At 71.2% G+C, this 14,296-nt stretch carries 14 protein-coding genes; 7 read left to right on the top strand and 7 right to left on the bottom strand.

What is annotated here, in order from left to right; genetic code table 11:
• Positions 1-22 precede the first annotated feature (22 nt).
• Genes AA23TX_RS26960 through AA23TX_RS26950 form a run of 3 tightly spaced genes read left to right on the top strand, consistent with a single transcriptional unit; the run spans position 23 to position 3,181 of the window.
• On the top strand, positions 23-292 hold the full coding sequence (locus AA23TX_RS26960; protein ID WP_155545610.1) for a hypothetical protein: 270 nt from the start codon (positions 23-25) through the stop codon (positions 290-292).
• A complete protein-coding gene (locus AA23TX_RS26955; RefSeq protein ID WP_230862722.1) occupies positions 285-896 on the top strand; it encodes a DUF6879 family protein in 612 nt (203 codons plus the stop codon). The genes AA23TX_RS26960 and AA23TX_RS26955 overlap by 8 nt, the downstream gene beginning before the upstream one ends.
• A complete protein-coding gene (locus tag AA23TX_RS26950; RefSeq protein WP_230862721.1) occupies positions 893-3,181 on the top strand; it encodes an ATP-binding protein in 2,289 nt (762 codons plus the stop codon). Before AA23TX_RS26955 ends, AA23TX_RS26950 begins: the two co-directional genes overlap by 4 nt.
• On the opposite strand, the gene AA23TX_RS26945 is transcribed toward AA23TX_RS26950, so the two are convergent.
• Together AA23TX_RS26945 and AA23TX_RS26940 are read right to left on the bottom strand one after the other, a co-directional pair.
• A complete protein-coding gene (locus AA23TX_RS26945; protein ID WP_155545609.1) occupies positions 3,171-3,617 on the bottom strand; it encodes a hypothetical protein in 447 nt (148 codons plus the stop codon). The two genes, AA23TX_RS26950 and AA23TX_RS26945, sit on opposite strands and share 11 nt — an antisense overlap.
• On the bottom strand, positions 3,587-3,781 hold the full coding sequence (locus tag AA23TX_RS26940) for an HC3 family zinc finger protein (RefSeq protein ID WP_155545608.1): 195 nt from the start codon (positions 3,779-3,781) through the stop codon (positions 3,587-3,589). The genes AA23TX_RS26945 and AA23TX_RS26940 overlap by 31 nt, the downstream gene beginning before the upstream one ends.
• A gap of 78 nt (positions 3,782-3,859) precedes the next feature.
• On the opposite strand from AA23TX_RS26940, the gene AA23TX_RS26935 reads away from it, so the two are divergent.
• Both AA23TX_RS26935 and AA23TX_RS26930 read left to right on the top strand, forming a co-directional pair.
• Positions 3,860-4,672, top strand: a complete 813-nt coding sequence (locus AA23TX_RS26935; protein ID WP_196425547.1) for a helix-turn-helix domain-containing protein — start codon at positions 3,860-3,862, stop codon at positions 4,670-4,672.
• Between the two features lie 8 nt (positions 4,673-4,680).
• Positions 4,681-4,848 (top strand): DUF397 domain-containing protein, encoded by a 168-nt coding sequence (locus AA23TX_RS26930; RefSeq protein ID WP_155545606.1) that lies wholly within the window; start codon positions 4,681-4,683, stop codon positions 4,846-4,848.
• On the opposite strand, the gene AA23TX_RS26925 is transcribed toward AA23TX_RS26930, so the two are convergent.
• Together AA23TX_RS26925 and AA23TX_RS26920 are read right to left on the bottom strand one after the other, a co-directional pair.
• Positions 4,822-5,403: a TetR/AcrR family transcriptional regulator gene (locus AA23TX_RS26925; protein WP_155545605.1), complete on the bottom strand. Its 582-nt coding sequence runs from the start codon at positions 5,401-5,403 to the stop codon at positions 4,822-4,824. The genes AA23TX_RS26930 and AA23TX_RS26925 overlap by 27 nt on opposite strands.
• 48 nt (positions 5,404-5,451) lie before the next feature.
• Positions 5,452-7,782 (bottom strand): GH92 family glycosyl hydrolase, encoded by a 2,331-nt coding sequence (locus AA23TX_RS26920; protein WP_155545604.1) that lies wholly within the window; start codon positions 7,780-7,782, stop codon positions 5,452-5,454.
• A gap of 117 nt (positions 7,783-7,899) precedes the next feature.
• Here AA23TX_RS26920 and AA23TX_RS26915 point away from each other — a divergent pair, with 117 nt between their 5' ends.
• Positions 7,900-8,718 (top strand): MerR family transcriptional regulator, encoded by an 819-nt coding sequence (locus tag AA23TX_RS26915; RefSeq protein WP_155545603.1) that lies wholly within the window; start codon positions 7,900-7,902, stop codon positions 8,716-8,718.
• Positions 8,719-10,044, top strand: coding sequence for an erythromycin esterase family protein (locus AA23TX_RS26910; RefSeq protein WP_155545602.1), 1,326 nt, complete (start codon positions 8,719-8,721; stop codon positions 10,042-10,044).
• A 30-nt stretch (positions 10,045-10,074) separates the two neighbouring features.
• Here AA23TX_RS26910 and AA23TX_RS26905 read toward each other — a convergent pair whose 3' ends face one another.
• The 3 genes from AA23TX_RS26905 to AA23TX_RS26895 form a co-directional block, all read right to left on the bottom strand.
• Positions 10,075-11,523 carry an amidohydrolase gene (locus tag AA23TX_RS26905; protein ID WP_155545601.1) on the bottom strand — a complete coding sequence of 483 codons (1,449 nt, stop codon included), beginning with the start codon at positions 11,521-11,523 and terminating at the stop codon, positions 10,075-10,077.
• 309 nt (positions 11,524-11,832) lie between these two features.
• Entirely contained in the window at positions 11,833-13,389 is a 1,557-nt protein-coding gene (locus AA23TX_RS26900; RefSeq protein ID WP_155545600.1) for an ABC transporter permease, read from the bottom strand.
• A complete protein-coding gene (locus AA23TX_RS26895) occupies positions 13,386-14,294 on the bottom strand; it encodes an ABC transporter ATP-binding protein (RefSeq protein ID WP_196425546.1) in 909 nt (302 codons plus the stop codon). Before AA23TX_RS26895 ends, AA23TX_RS26900 begins: the two co-directional genes overlap by 4 nt.
• Positions 14,295-14,296: the final 2 nt, after the last annotated feature.

Raw genomic sequence — 14,296 nt, 5'->3', positions numbered from 1 at the left:
CGGCGAAGAAGGGGAGCGCGTGATGCCACGTCCGTGGGAAGCCGATCCGAACGCATCGTTCAAACGCCGACTCGGGAAGTCCGCGACCGAACTGGGAGGCACCAACGACGACGCGACGTGCCCGGACATCTGGGAGCTTTCCAACGGGGATGTCGCGATCATCGGGCGTGATCTCACCTCGGGCTACGCACTGCGCCTGCCCCGCGGGGTCAGCATCGGCACGGATGAGCGACTCGTCGTCATTCCGGGCATCATGATGCGCACGGCGAAGGAGGACATCCCCGATGCATAGACCTCTCGTCACCCTTTCCGGTGACCGGTTGACACCGGACGAGTACTTCGCCGACTACGACAGGAACTTCTGGCACACCGACAACACCGGCTGCTGGAAGCTCGAGCGTCAGCAGCACTTCGTCGAGAACGGCAACGCGAGCTGGGACGCCTTCGATGCGGGCGATTGGCCCAAAGCGCTGAGGCTCATGGAGGAGCGCCGCCACGCCCTCGCCGACTACGAGAAACGCATCGCCGGCCACGGCTTCGAAGTACGGCGCATCCGCATCGTCGAAGAACCGATCAGCCCCTATTTGATCTGGGAGCTCAACTCCTTGTACGTGCGGCACCAAGTCGGCGGAAAGATCCGGGTGGTCGACGGAGGAGCCGTAGCCGATCTGGAACGGGATGAGGTTCTCCCGGAACTGTTCATCCTCGGCAAGAAGGTCATTTATCAGGTTTTGTACACCGAGAGCGGTGAACTCGAGGGGGCGATCAGGTCCGACGCACCCGACCTCATCCACCGCTGGAGGGCGACGGCCGGCCGGCTCTACGACGAAGGCGAAGACCTGGGCGGGTACTTCGCCCGAAAGGTCGCCGGACGGCAGCCACACTCGGCGTGGTGAGCCGGCCGATGTCCGGGACCGAGCCATCCGGCCCGGTCCCCCGCCAGCTGCCCGCCGATGTCCGCGGTTTCGTCAACCGGCTGCAGGACCTCGCCCGGCTCGACGAGATCATCGACGACAGCGCCGCTCCCGGGGCGACGATCGTCGTCGTGGGCACGGCGGGAGTGGGCAAGACCTCGCTCGCCGTGCACTGGGCTCACCGGGTCCGCGCGCGGTTCCCGGACGGGCAGCTCTACGTCAACCTCCACGGGTACGACCCCGGCCCGCCGATCACGCCGCACGAGGTGCTCGAGCGGTTCCTGCACGCGCTGACCGTGCCGGTGGCGGCGGTTCCGGCCGATCTCGAGTCGCGAGCCGCCTTGTTCCGGTCGCTCCTGTCCGGCCGCCGGATGCTCGTGGTGCTGGACAACGCCGCGACCGTCGGGCAGGTCCGGCCGCTGCTGCCCGGCAGCAGCGAGTGCCTGGTGCTCGTGACCAGCCGGAGCAGCCTGTCCGGGCTGGTGGCCCGGGACGGCGCCCGCCGGCTGAGCCTGCGCGTGCTGTCCGAGGACGAAGCGACCGAGCTGATCCAGCGCATCACCTCCGGGTACCGCGATCAGGACGACACCGCGGAACTCGCCGAACTGGCCCGGCTGTGCGCGCGGCTCCCTCTCGCCCTGCGCATCGCCGCCGAACGGGCGATCAACCGGCCCTGGACTCCGTTGCGCGACCTCATCACCGAACTGCGGGACGAATCCGCGCTGTGGGACGCGCTGACCGCCGATGACGACGACGAGTCCGACGCCGGCCGCACCGTTTTCGCCTGGTCCTACCGAGCGCTGACCCCCGAGGTGAGCCGGATGTTCCGGCTCCTCGGCCTGCACCCCGGCGCGGAGTTCTCGCTCGCCGCCGCGGCAGCGCTCGCCGGCCGGTCCCCGGCCAAGGTCCGGCATGTCCTCGACGACCTGGTCGGCGCGCACCTGCTCGAGCAACCGCAAGCGGACCGGTACCAGTTCCACGACCTGCTGCGGATGTACGCGAATGACCAGGCGCGGGCCGAGGAGACCGCCGAGGACGCCTTCGAGGCCGCGCACCGCGTCCTGTCGTGGTACCTGCACGGCGCGCTCGCCGCGCGGGAACGCCTCGGCGGCGGTGCTTTGCCCTGGACGCCTGCCCCGGCCGAAGCGGAAATCAGCCCGCCGGCCTTTCCGGACCGGACGGCCGCCCTCACCTGGTACGCGCAGGAGCGGGAAAATCTGGTCCGGGCCGTCCGCGCGGCCGACGACCTGGACATCTCCGCCGTCACCTGGCAGCTTCCGGCCGCGCTTTACCCGATCTACGCCGAACACAACCATTTCGGCGACTGGATCGAAACGAGCACCATCGCCCTCCGGGTGACTCGGCGACTCGGAGACCGGGCCGCCGAGGCGGAAGTCCTGGAGAGCCTGGGCAAGGCGCACACCCAGCACTTCGACCGGGCGCGAGGGATCGAACTGCAGTCGGCGGCGCTACGCCTGCGCCGTGAACTCGACGACCCCTTCGGCGAGCTGAAGTCGGCCAACGCTCTCGGGCTCGCTCGGTTGCGCGCACGCGAGCTGACCGCGGCCCGTGACTTGTTCGACCGGGTCACCACGCTCGCCGGCGTTCTCGGCGAGCAGTACTGGCTGGCGGTCGCGGCCAACAACACCGCCAACGTCGATCTCGAACTCGAATCGTTCGAGCGAGCGCAGCAGTTGCTGACCGACGCACTGGCCCGGTTCCGGCGCCTCGGGCTGCGCAGTGGTGAAGGCGACGCCCTGCGCGGGCTCAGCCGCACCGAGCGGGAGCTCGGCCGGCCCGCCGAGGCGTACGAGCACATCCGAGCCGCCGTGGCCATCGCGCGGGAAGACGAGAACCCTGCCCGGGAAGCGTTCTGGTTGCTGGAACTGGGCCGCGCCCAGGTCGATCTCGGTCAGCCGTCGGACGCCCTCGAAACGTTCCGGCGCTCCGCGACCCTCCAGCGGCAACTGGGTGACCGCGTGCGTGAGGCCGAGGCCTGGGACGCCACCGGCACGGCCTACCAAGCGATGGGGAGGGCCGAAGAAGCGGTGCCGTTCTGCCGCCGGGCGGTCTCCGTGTTCCGCGAGCTGAACGAAACCTGGCTGCTTGCCCTCGCGCTCGAACACCTCGGTGCCGCACTGGCCGATTCGGGCAGCGCGGGGGAAGCCGCGGAGGGCCGCCGGGGAGCGCTCGCGTTGTTCGAGCGCTTTCCCGATCCTCGCGCGCAGCGGCACTTCGACCGCCTGGCGGCGATGCTCACGAGCTGATCCGGCTCAGGCACCTCGCGCACCGTTCGTGCCGGGCTGTCCGGCCCGACGGGTCGGTGCCGTAGAACGGGAAGCACGCCGCGCCGCAGACGGCCAGGAAGATCGGCCCGCACCGGAGGGGGTGCGGGCCGACCTGGTGGGCGACGGCCAGTGCGCGCCGCCGTGCGCCCGCTTCGGGGAGCCAGCCGTGGTCCGGGAGGGTGGCCCGGACCCGGGCGTCCAGCTCGTCGGCGCGGGCGACGAGGTCCGCGCCCAGCTCGGCGAGCCGTTCGCCGAGGTCGCGGAGGATGTCCGGCCGCGGTGTCTCGTCGTCCAGGGTGCGCGCCAGCCACGAGACGTCGAGGCCTAGCGAGCCGTGCAGGTCGCGGACGCGCTCGACCAGCCGCTGGTCCCGGTCGGCGCCGGTCAGCACCGAGCCAGCCACGCTTTCCGGCATTCGGCACAGGTCGGGTCGAACCAGTGCCCGCCGAGCTGCGGAACGTCGCGCACCGCGACGGTCACCTCTTCCCCGCACAAGGCCTCGAACCGTTCTTCCGGACGCGGCGGGAACGCCCCGTCGAGCGCATGACGCTTTCCTTCCGCCTGTTGCCACCTCAACATGACGTCCATTCAATCTGTCCGATCCGGTTGACACCAAGACATCGAGAGGGTGATGGACGAGGTTCGTATCATCGGCGCATGAAAGCGACTTCTTCCACGCCACGCGCTCGCGCGTTGGCCGCCGGGCTGCGCGAAGTACGCGAAGCGCACGGAGTGGGGTTGCGCCAGCTGGCGCGCATACTCGGCTTCGCGCCGCAAGTGCTGTCGTTGTGGGAGAAGGGGTTGAGGCTGCCGTCGGTGGCGGACGTTGCGCTCATCCTCGGCTTCTTCAAAGTCCGCGGCGAAAAGCAGAAATATCTGTTAGAATTGGCGGGGTCGGCACGGGAACCGGATTGGGTGACAGCGAGCTTGCCCAGCCTGAACCATTGCGAGCGGGATGCGGCAATCCTGACGAATTGGGAAACAGGAATCATTCCCGGACTCCTGCAGACCGCCGACTACGCACGAGCGATATTCGAAAGTTCGAACCTCGCCGCCGACGAAGTCGATGCACGCATTGTCGCGCGCATGAGTCGGCAGCAGATGCTCACCGAACCCGATCCGGTCAAGCTGCACGCGATCATCGACGAGCGAGTTCTCGCGAGCACGGTCGGCAACGAGGACATCATGTCCGACCAGATGGACCGCCTGCTGGCGGCCTCCAGCCTCCCCCACGTTTCGGTGCGAATCCTCGGCGGCGACACCGGTTACCACCCCGGCAGGGTGGGTTCGTTCCTGGTGATGGAATACGAGGCCGCGCCGCCCATCGTGCTGCTGGAACACCACCGGTGCAGCGTGTTCCTCTCCGCCGCCGACAAGGTCACCGCATTCCGCAAGCTCGCTAAGATGCTCACCGAGGCGGCGATGAGCGAAGAACACTCACGCGAGCGAATCGCGGAGGCCGCGCGCTAGGAGGAGCGATGGTCACCGCCGAATGGCGCAAATCCACCCACAGTGGCGACGACACCAACTGCGTCGAGGTGGCGATCGAACGCACCGTCGGGGTGCGGGACAGCAAGGCGCCGGCCGCCGGTCAGCTGACCGTGTCGCGTCGGGCCTGGTCAGCGGCCCTTCGCCGGCTCCGCTGAGGTCTCCGCCTCCACCACGTCCTGCGCGAACGCGACCGCCGCCTTGGCCGCGTCGTCGCCGAAGATCGGGCCGTTCGCGTACAGGCCGTCGATGATCAGCAGCACCCGGGCGGCCAGCCGCTCGGGGTCGGCCGCCGACGTCTCCGCCGCCAGGTCGCGCAGCTGCGCCCGCGCCCGCACCAGGTACTCCACCGCCACGCGGTGGGCCGGGTGCCGCCACTCGGGGAACTCAGCCAGCGTGGCGCGCAGCGCGCACCCGCGCGCGCCGGGCTCGGTCGCCCGCACCCCGGCCGCGCGCACCAGCTCGACCAGCTGCCGCTCGGGGATGTCCGCGGCCGCCTTCGCGCCGTCCAGGAGCGCGTCCCAGCGGGTGGCGCAGCGCCTCAGGTACGCCACCACCAGGTCGTCCTTGCTCGCGAAGCACATGTAGAGCAGGTTCTTGCCGCAGCCGCACTCGTCGATGATCCGCTGCAGCCCCACGGCGTGCACCCCGTGCCGGTCGAACAGCCGCGTGGCGGTTCCGAGGATGCGTTCACGGGCGTCCGGCGTCGGCATGCGGGGGATCGTACGGCCTCCCCGGACGCCGGGGAGGCCGTCACGCGATCACATCGACGGCGGTGCCGACTTCGTCCCCCAGCTCGTGGGGGTGTCACTCAGCCGGAACTGGATCTTGCCCGCGCGGAGCAGGTCCGCGTGGGAGATCCAGCTGCGGTCGTAGCCGCGGTGTCCGACCTGGACGTCCTTTGTGTACTGCAGCTTCGCCGCGCTCGCGCCGGGCGCCTCGATCTCGATCTTGCGCCCGCCTTCCGGGTGGATCTCGACCTTCTCGAACATCGGCGTGCTGAGCAGGTACGTCCCGGAGCCGGGCTGGGCTTCGAAGACGCCGGCCATGCCGAAGACGAGCCACGACGAGATGGTGCCGAGGTCGTCGTTGCCGGGCATGCCGTAGGGCGTGTCGGTGAAGAGCGTCCGCGCCGCGCGCAGCACGGCCGAGGTCTTCCACGGCGCGCCGGTCCAGCTGTACATCCAGGGCGCGTGCAGGTCGGGCTCGTTGTTCGGGTTGAAGGCGAAGTTGTTGTGGTAGTCGTACGCGCCGTGGACCCAGGAGTCCGTGGCGGCCTTCCCCGGGTCGCTCAGCAGCAGCGGCATGTCGAAGAACGTGTCGAGCCGCTTCTCCGCCTGGCCCGCGCCGCCCATCAGGCCGAACAGCTTCGCGGTGTCCTGCTGGGCGAGCCACTGGTACTGCCACGGCGTGCCCTCGTGGAAGCCGGTGGACTGCGCCGGGTCGGGGTTGCCGACGCCGGTGCCGTCCGCGGCCTTCGTGCGCGGGAAGCCGGTGAAGCCGTGGGATTCGACGCTGCCGTCCCACAGCTTGGTGAAGTTCCCACAGCGGGCCTGGAGCGTCTTGGCCTTGTCCCGGTACCCGAGCCCTTGCGCCATGGTGGACAGCGCGCAGTCGGCGAGGGCGTACTCGAGGGTCGCCGAACCGGCCTGGCGGGTGTCGCCGTAGGTGTAGCCGGGCAGGTCCTGGTAGCCGATCCAGCCGTTCTTCACGTAGGTCGGGTTGCCGTCGCGACCCCGGAAGATCGACTGGTCCGCCGGCACCTCGTTGGCGTTGCGCCACAGCGCGTCGAAGAGCTGGCGCGCGGTCTTGTCGTCGAGGAGGCCGCGGCGGTAGTTGTCGACGACCCAGGGCGTGACGGGGTCGCCGCTCATCACGTTCGTCTCGCCGCCGGCGAGCGCCCAGCGGGGTACCCAGCCGCCGTCCTGGTAGATCTTGAGAACGGACTTGGTCATGTCCGCGGCCTTGTCCGGGTGCAGGAGCGCGACCAGCTGGTTCTGCGAGCGGTAGGTGTCCCACAGCGAGAACATCTGGTAGTACGTGTCCCGGCTGCGGTGCACGGAGTCGTCGAAGCCGCGGTAGGAACCGTCCACATCGGACCCGACGGACGGGTGCAGCAGCGACCGGTACAGCGCGCTGTAGTAGGTGCGCTGGTCGGCGGTCGTCCCGCCGGCGACGCGCATGCGGTTCAGCTCGTCCGCCCAGGTGTCGTGGGCCTGCTTCTCGGCCTTGTCGAACGACCGGGGCTGTTCGGTGGTGCGGTTCAGCCTCGCGCCGTCGATTGAGGTGTAGGAGAGGCCGACGGAGGCACCGACCTGGCTCTTGTCGGAGCCGAAGGTGAGCCAGGCGCCGGTGCGCTGGGAGCCGAGGGTGGCGTCGCGCTGGTTCGGCGTCAGCTTGTTGTCGGTCCAGGTGCCGAAGCTGGTGAACGCGCGGTCGAACTTGGCGCTGAAGAAGACCTTGTAGCGTTCTTTCTGGGTCTCCCAGCAGAAGTTGCCGCCCTGCAGCCAGCCTTCGACGGTGTCGTCGCCGACGACGTGGACGTCGCCGGCGTAGGTGTAGCCGTTGCTCTCGCCGACCTCGATGAGGACGTTCTCGCTGGTGGCGCCGGCGGGGAAGGTGTAGCGGTGCTGGCCGGTGCGCTGGGTGGCGGTCAGCTCGGCTTCGATGCCGTTGCCGAGCTTGACGCCGTAGTACCCGGGCCGGCGGGTCTCGTCGGCGTGGCTGAACCCGGCCCCGTACCGGGCGGGGTCCGAGCTGGTGACGGCGCCCGTGGTGGGCATGAACCGGAAGTTGCCCATGGTCTGGCAGCCGACGCCGGAGAGGTGGGTGTGGCTGAAGCCGAGGGTGGTGTCCTGCGCGTAGTCGTAGGACGCGTACTTCTTGAGCTGGGTGTCCGGGCTGAGCTGCACCATGCCGAAGGGGCTGGTGGCGCCCGGGAAGGTGGTGCCGTCCCCGTTGTTGCCGATCGAGGTGTCGACGAGGGTGGTGGGGTCGTCGGCGAACCTGGTCTTCGCTTCGGCGGGCGTCGCGAGGGCCACGGTGGTGGCTCCCGCGAGCAGGGTGGCAAGGACGCGCGTCCGCGCTCTCATCCGTTTCCTCCTGACAACGTTGTCACCGATCCGGGGTGATCTTTTCCGTTGTCCGGTGGACAAAGCAAGCCCGGAAAGACTTGAACCTGACGCGACGTCAGGTTTTACGGTCGAGGCGTGAGCGAACGCAGGTGGAGCATCGGGGAGCTGGCCCGGGCCAGTGGCGTCACGGTGCGCACCCTGCACCACTACGACCGGATCGGCCTGGTGTCGCCGGCCGAACGGACGCCGGCCGGGCACCGGCGGTACGTCGAGGCCGACGTGCGCCGGCTCTACCGGGTGCGGACCTTGTGCGGGATGGGGCTATCCCTGGACGAGGTGGCCGTCGTGCTGCGGAACGCGGCCGACGACCTCGGCTCGCTGCGGGGCCTGCTGACCGCCCAGCTCGCCGACCTGGAGGCCCGGGCCGCGCGCGTCGAGGAGTCGGCCCAGCGGCTCCGGGGCCTGCTCGCCCGGCTGGCCGAGGCGGCCATGCCGGCACCGGAGCAGTTCCTCGCCGCCCTGGAGCCGATGTCCGTCGAGGCCGGCCGGTACCTGTCCGCCGCCCAGCTCGAGACGATCACCGGACGGGCCGCGCGGCTGGGCGGCGGCGCGATCGAGACCCTGAAGGCCGAGTGGCTCGAGCTCTTCACCCGGCTTCGGCGGCACCTGCTCGACGGGACCCCGGTCGACGCTCCGGCCGTGCAGGAGCTGGTCGCGCGCTGGCGGACGACGGCGGCCGCGTTCCACCCCGGCGACCGCCGGTTCGAGGCGGCGACCACGGCGCTGTGGGAGGACAACCGGGCCGGGCTGGGCCGGGACCTCGACGAGCGGCTCGGCTGGGCCGGTCCGGGCGGCGCCGCCGAGGTCGTCGACTACCTGCGCAAGGCCCGTGCCGCGGGCGAAGACGCCCCCGAAGACATCTCCGAAGACATCCCCGAAGAAAAGGACGAGTGAATGGACGCCGACATCACCGGGTGGCTCCGGGAGAACATGGTCCGCCTGCGGACGCTCGAGCCGGACTCCGGCTACGACGAGCTCGAGCCGCTGCGCGACATCGTCGGCGACGCTCGCGTCGTGGCCGTCGGTGAGAGCACGCACCGGGTGCACGAGTTCTACCAGCTGCGCCACCTTGTGACCCGGTTCCTCGTCGACGAGCTGGGGTTCACCGGGTTCGCGATGGAGTCCGGCTTCCCGGAGGGCTGGGCGGTCCACGACTGGGTGCTCGGCGGCGACGGCGACCTGGACGAGCTCCTGCGCACCGGGATCACCTACCACATGGGCAAGTGCGCGGAGATGCGTGACCAGCTGGTCTGGCTGCGCGAGCACAACCGCACGCACGACCGCAAGATCCGCTTCTACGGCATGGACGTGCCCGACTCCAGCGCGTCCGCCCGGCCCGGGGTCACGGCCGCCTTGGCTTTCCTGGACGAGGCGGACCCGGCCTACGCCGCGGCGGCCCGCAAGACCCTGCTGCCGCTGTTCGGCTACCTGCCGTCCGATCGGAGCGGGCTCGCCTGGGCCGCCCCCGCGATCCACGCCTACCTGGCGCTCGACACCGCCCACCGCCACGAGCTGACCGCCCGGATCGGCGAGCTGACCGAACGCCTGCGCGCCCTGCGCGTCCCCTACTCCACTGTGGACGCGACCGGCGCCGACATCGCGCTGCAGTGCGCGGTCAACGCGAGGTACGCCGACGCCTTCCTGGCGAACATGGCCGCCGCGCCGGGACGCACCTACCGGGGCGCCAACGTCCGGGACGCGGCGATGGCCGACAACGTCGAGTGGATCCTCGGCCGGGAGGACCGCATCGTCGTCGGGGCCGCCAACGGGCACGTGCAGCGCTCGCCGTACCGCGTGCCGCCGATCATCAACGAGGAGCAGGTCATGCTCGGCCAGCACCTGGCCCGCTCGCTCGGCGACCGGATGGTGGTCATCGCGACCACGTACGACGGCGGTCGCGTGTTCGGCCACCGAGCGCTGCCCGACGGGCCGGCCGGCCACACCGAAGTGTTCTACGAGGACGTCGCGCCCTTCACCGAGCCGGGCAGCCTCGATGTCCTGCTCGCCGGCGCCGGTGCCCCGCTCGGCCTGCTCGACCTGCGGGACGTCCCGCGTGACGGCGAGGTGGCCCGCCGCTTCGCCGAGATCGACGGCCTCCGGCAAGGACCGTACAAGCAGCTGGTGGACCCGCTCGCCGCGTTCGACGCCGTCGTGCACATCGACAAGATCACGCCCTGGCACACCTTCATCGACGCTCCGGACCCTGGCGAGGGCCGGTGATCGCGGGTGCGTGGAACCGGTTCGCCGGGGTCAGCTCTGGTGCGTGACGTGACCGCCGAGGATCGTCGCCGTCACCGGGAGGGCCCGGAGGTCCGCGGCCGACAACGTCGACGGGTCGGCCGCCGTCACCATCAAGTCCGCCACGTCACCCACGGAAACCCCGCGACGGCCGCCCGAAGACGCCGCCAGTGCGTCGGGGAACGGGATGGACTCCTCCGGGTGCCACGCCGGGCGGTCGTCGTCCGTGCGGAACACCGCCGACGCGATGCCGTCCCACGGGTCCAGCGGTGCCACCGGTGCGTCCGACCCGAATTCCAGGCGGGCACCCGATTCCAGCAGCGAGCGGTACGGGAAGGCGCGGGACGTCCGGCCGTGCCAATGGCGGTCGGCGACGTCGCGGTCGTCCGGCTGGTGCGCCGGCTGGACCGCCGCGATCACGCCCAGCTCGGCGAACCGCTCGACGTCGGAAGCCGAGAGCAGCTGCGCGTGCTCGATCCGGCCGGGACAGCCGACCTCTTCGAACGCGTCCAGCGCGATCGTGTTCGCGTGGTCGCCGATCGCGTGGACCGCCGGGAGCAAGCCGTGCGAGAAAGCCCGCTCCATCAAGGGAACCAGCTCGGCCGGCGGGAGTTCGAGGAGCCCCGGCGAATCCCCGCCGGGATAGGGGTCGTGGCAATAAGCCGTGCGCGTGTTGAGTGAGCCGTCCACGAAGAGCTTGAACGGGCCCACCGTCAGCAGCCCGTCCGAACCCGGGAGGACGTCACCCGTGCGGTGGCCGCGCTCGATCGTCTGGTCCAGCAGGAACCTGGCGATCACGCACGAGATCCGGGCCGCCGGCGCGCCGCGGCGGGTCCAGTCCGCGACCGTGTCCGCGTATTCGTAGTCGACGATCTGCGTCACCCCACGCGCGGCCGCCGCGGCCACCGCCTCCGCCACCCACTGGTCCTGGACGTCGATCGCGGCCGTCGGGAGCTGAGCCGTCGCGCTCATGCAGTCGTTTTCCAGCAGCACGCCCGTCGGGTGGTCGCGGCCGATCAGCTTCAGCGCCGCCGGGCTCAGCCACAGCGTGTGCAGGTCCGCGCTGAACAACGCCACCGCCCGGCCCGGCAGCGCCCGCTGCAGCAGGTCCTTGTGCGGCCGGTCCGGCCAGAGCGCGTCGCGGAACCCGGCGCCCACGACCAGTTCCGTCTGCCGCGCCGGTGTCGCCAGCAGGTGCGCCAGCAGCAGCTCGATCGCCTCACCCGCCGACCGCGCCGCGTCGAGGGGGATCCGGCGGCGGGACGTCGCCCACTGCACCAGGTGGACGTGCGCGTCGACCAGTCCCGGCAGCAGCGTGCCACCGTGCCCGTCGACGACCCGCGCCGCGAACCCGGCCGACCCCGGCTCGGTGATCGCCGTGACACGGCCGTCGTTGACGCGGACGTCCGCGAGCTCCCCGCCGAGCCCCGGCCGCACGCGGCGCAGCAGTAGATCATCCATGCGGACAACCTTGCCAGCCGGACCCGTCCGGGTGAAGCACGGAGTGAGATGGGAATGAGATGGGTATTAGCTACCGTTGTAAGAGATGGCAGCCGTCGCCCGCCGAAGGGTCAGGGCCGGTCCATGGGCGCCGCCCTCATAAGCCGCGCAGGGTTCGACTCCCTCGGTTGCCACGCGATGCTCGGGGCGAGGCCTGTTCGCGGAAAGCGCGAACCGGGCCTCGCCTCGCGGTGTCTCCCGGGGGTCGAACCCCCGGACCCCCGCCAGGGGGCAAGCCCCCTGGACCCCCGCGGTGGTCGCGTCTTGCAGTCAGCCCACCGGGATGTCGCGCCTTCGCAACGCTGCCAGGCCTCCCGCGCCGGCCGCGAGGGCGACCGCCACCAGCCAGAGCACCGGCGTCGCCGAGAACGTGCCGCCCGGCAGCCGCGGCAGGTGCTGGAACGGGGAGATCCCCAGCACCACGTCGTTCCACCGCAACGCCGTTCCCACCAGCGACAGCAGCAGGAACGCACCCAGCAGCCCCCACGCCGCCGCCGCGAAACGCGGGACGAAACCGATCAGCAACGCCGACAACCCGGCCAGCACCCACACCGCCGGCAACTGGGCCAGCGCCGCCGGGACCAGCGAAGCGCCGTACGCCGACCCCATCGCCAAACCCGTGACAGCCAGCAGGAACGCCGAGCCCAGCACCGCGAACGTCAGGTGCGCGAGCGCCCAGCCGGTGCGGCCGACCGCCGTCGCCAGCAGCGGTTCCGCCCGCCCGGCCGCCTCCTCCGCGCGCAGCTTCAGCGTCGCCTGCACCGCGTAGCCCGCCGCCGCCAGGCCGAACAGCGTCATCGTCCCCGCCAGGTACGCGTCCGTCACCGCGCCTCCGCCGCCGACGCGCGAGAACACGTCCGCGACGGCCTTGTTGTCCCGCATCATCTCCGCGACGTTCTTCCCGACCCCGCCCATCAGCAGCCCGACCAACGCCAGGCAGACGGTCCAGACCAGCAGCGTCCCCCGCTGCAGCCGCCAGGCCAGCGCCGACGGCGACCGCAGGGACGCCTTCGCCGTCGCCCGCCCCAGCCGGGCCGGGAGGAGCGCCGCGCCGAGGTCCCGCCGCGCGGACAGCGCGACCGCCAGGACCACCAGCGCGCCGGTCGCGAGAACGCCCAAGGCGAGCACCCACCACTGCTCCCCCGCGAACGGCCGCAGCCGGTGCGCCCAGCCGATCGGCGACAGCCACGCGACCCAGCCCGCCGAGCCGCTGCTGTCGCCCGCCGCCCGCAGCAGGAACGCCAGGACCAGCACGCCGATCCCGATCCCCCGCGCGCCGCTCGCACCCCACGTCAGCTGCGCGGCGACCGCGCCGACGCCGACGAACACCCAGCCCGCCAAGGAAAACCCGAGACCCAGCGCCAGCGCACCGGCGAAGGGGGCGCCCTGCGCGGCGAGGCCGAACCCGACCAGGAGCCCGTACGCCAGGCACGCGCCACAGGCGGCGATCACCGCGGCCGCCAGACCCGCGTGCCGCCCGACGACGGTCGCGCCGGTCAGCTCCCGGCGGCCCGCCTCCTCCTCGGCCCGGGTGTGCCGGACGACCGTCAGCAGCGCGATCAGCCCGACGACGACCGGGACGAACCCGCACTGCCACGCGAGGAGATTCCCCACCGACGAGCCGTACAGCGGCCCGTTTCGGACCACGAACGTCGCGCTGGACGCGTTGAGGTCGTAGAAGTGCTGCCGCGACGCCGCATCCGGGTAGGCCGCCTCGATCGACGACAGGTAGCCCATCGGCGCGACCGCCAGGCAGACGATCCACAGCGGCATCAGCAACCGGTCCCGGCGCAGCACCAGCCGCAGCAGCGACCAGGTCCCCGTCATCGCGCCGCTCCGACCGGCTCGTCGTGGCGGTAGTGACGCAGGAACAGCTCCTCGAGCGTCGGCGGACGGCTCACCAGGTTCCGCAGCCCGGCCTCGGCGAGGTGGCGCATCACGTCGTCCAGCGAAGCCTGGTCGACCGACAGGTGGACGTGCGAGCCGTACGTGCTCAGGTCGTGGACGCCCGGCAGCGCGGCCAGGTCCGCGGGGACGTGCGCGAGCGAGGCGTCGATCGTGATCCGGCCCAGGTGCCGCAGCTCGTCCAGGGTGCCCGACTCGACGGTGCGCCCGGCCCGGATGATCGTGACGCGGTCGCACAGCGCCTCGACCTCGGACAGGATGTGCGAGGACAGCAGCACGGTCCGGTCACCGCGCTCCCGCTCCTCCTCGACGACCTGCCGGAACACCTCCTCCATGAGCGGGTCGAGCCCGGACGTCGGCTCGTCGAGCACCAGCAGCTCCACATCGGACGCCAGCGCCGCGACGAGCGCGACCTTCTGCCGGTTGCCCTTCGAGTACGTCCGGCCCTTCTTGCGCGGGTCGAGGTCGAAGCGCTCGATGAGTTCCGCGCGCCGCTCGACGTCCAGCCCGCCGCGCAGCCGGCCGAGCAGGTCGATGACCTCGCCGCCGGTGAGGTTGGGCCAGAGCGTGACGTCGCCCGGCACGTACGCGAGCCGCCGGTGCAGCTCGGTCGCGTCGGTCCAGGGGTTCCCGCCGAGCAGGGTGGCGCGGCCGCCGTCGGCCCGTATCAGCCCCAGCAGGACGCGGATCGTGGTGGTCTTGCCGGCGCCGTTCGGCCCGAGGAAGCCGTGCACCTCGCCGGTGTGGACGGTCAGGTCGAGCCCGTCGAGGGCTTTCGCCGCGCCGAACGCCTTGGTGAGGCCGTCGGCGGTGATCGCTTCGGCCATCG

The sequence above is a fragment of the Amycolatopsis camponoti genome (assembly GCF_902497555.1).
GTDB lineage: Bacteria > Actinomycetota > Actinomycetes > Mycobacteriales > Pseudonocardiaceae > Amycolatopsis > Amycolatopsis camponoti.
This window is presented reverse-complemented; position numbering and strand designations above follow the sequence as displayed.

What these genes read in the sequence shown, in the direction of transcription:
- AA23TX_RS26960 (WP_155545610.1), top strand. Translation starts at nt 23, where the DNA reads ATGCCACGTCCGTGGGAAGCCGATCCGAACGCATCGTTCAAACGCCGA.
- AA23TX_RS26955 (WP_230862722.1), top strand. Translation starts at nt 285, where the DNA reads ATGCATAGACCTCTCGTCACCCTTTCCGGTGACCGGTTGACACCGGAC.
- AA23TX_RS26945 (WP_155545609.1), bottom strand. Translation starts at nt 3,617, where the DNA reads ATGCCGGAAAGCGTGGCTGGCTCGGTGCTGACCGGCGCCGACCGGGAC.
- AA23TX_RS26940 (WP_155545608.1), bottom strand. Translation starts at nt 3,781, where the DNA reads ATGTTGAGGTGGCAACAGGCGGAAGGAAAGCGTCATGCGCTCGACGGG.
- AA23TX_RS26935 (WP_196425547.1), top strand. Translation starts at nt 3,860, where the DNA reads ATGAAAGCGACTTCTTCCACGCCACGCGCTCGCGCGTTGGCCGCCGGG.
- AA23TX_RS26930 (WP_155545606.1), top strand. Translation starts at nt 4,681, where the DNA reads ATGGTCACCGCCGAATGGCGCAAATCCACCCACAGTGGCGACGACACC.
- AA23TX_RS26925 (WP_155545605.1), bottom strand. Translation starts at nt 5,403, where the DNA reads ATGCCGACGCCGGACGCCCGTGAACGCATCCTCGGAACCGCCACGCGG.
- AA23TX_RS26920 (WP_155545604.1), bottom strand. Translation starts at nt 7,782, where the DNA reads ATGAGAGCGCGGACGCGCGTCCTTGCCACCCTGCTCGCGGGAGCCACC.
- AA23TX_RS26910 (WP_155545602.1), top strand. Translation starts at nt 8,719, where the DNA reads ATGGACGCCGACATCACCGGGTGGCTCCGGGAGAACATGGTCCGCCTG.
- AA23TX_RS26905 (WP_155545601.1), bottom strand. Translation starts at nt 11,523, where the DNA reads ATGGATGATCTACTGCTGCGCCGCGTGCGGCCGGGGCTCGGCGGGGAG.
- AA23TX_RS26900 (WP_155545600.1), bottom strand. Translation starts at nt 13,389, where the DNA reads ATGACGGGGACCTGGTCGCTGCTGCGGCTGGTGCTGCGCCGGGACCGG.
- AA23TX_RS26895 (WP_196425546.1), bottom strand. Translation starts at nt 14,294, where the DNA reads ATGGCCGAAGCGATCACCGCCGACGGCCTCACCAAGGCGTTCGGCGCG.